This is a genomic window from Cupriavidus sp. 8B, assembly GCF_054589115.1.
Window position 1 is genome coordinate 1 of the sequence record NZ_BAAILO010000409.1, and the last position, 670, is coordinate 670.

At 56.9% G+C, this 670-nt stretch carries 1 protein-coding gene; it reads left to right on the forward strand.

What is annotated here, in order from left to right; translation table 11 throughout:
* Nucleotides 1-670, forward strand: a 670-nt coding sequence (locus ACYP5B_RS38400) for a sodium:solute symporter family transporter (protein ID WP_459573066.1), incomplete at both ends; no start/stop codon positions are given.

Below are 670 nucleotides of genomic sequence, written 5' to 3' on the forward strand. Positions count from 1 at the left end.
TCGGCGCTGCTTTCATGGCATTCATGGTTCTGCAGCGCTTTGGTTTCAGCTTCGAGAATCTGATATCTGCCGCAGTCAGGATCCACCCGAAAGGTACCGCCATCATGGGCCCAGGGGGGCTAATCCGAGACCCTGTCTCGGCAATCTCTCTCGGTCTCGCGCTGATATTTGGGACTGCAGGTTTGCCGCACATTCTGATGCGTTTCTTTACCGTCCCCGACGTTAAGGAGGCACGCAAAAGCGTGTTCCACGCAACCGGGATCATGTGCGCGGGCTATGCCATGATCATTGTCATCGGCTTCGGGTCCATCGCTTTGGTCAGTTCCGATCCCGCGTATCACAATGAAGGCGGCGCGCTGGTTGGTGGCGCCAACATGGTTGCTGTTCACCTCGGACATGCGGTCGGCGGGAACATCTTCTTGGGTTTCATCAGCGCTGTAACTTTCTCAACGATCATGGCCGTCGTTGCCGGGCTCACGTTGGCGGGCGCCTCAGCCGTTTCTCACGATCTGTACGCAAACGTGCTGCGCAAAGGTACTGCCACCGACCGGCAGGAACTGTTGGTCTCACGTGCCACGACGGTCGTCCTGGGTGTGCTTGCAATCGTTGTTGGCATCGCCTTTGAGAAGCAAAACATTACGTTCATCGTCAGCCTGGTGTTTTCGATCGC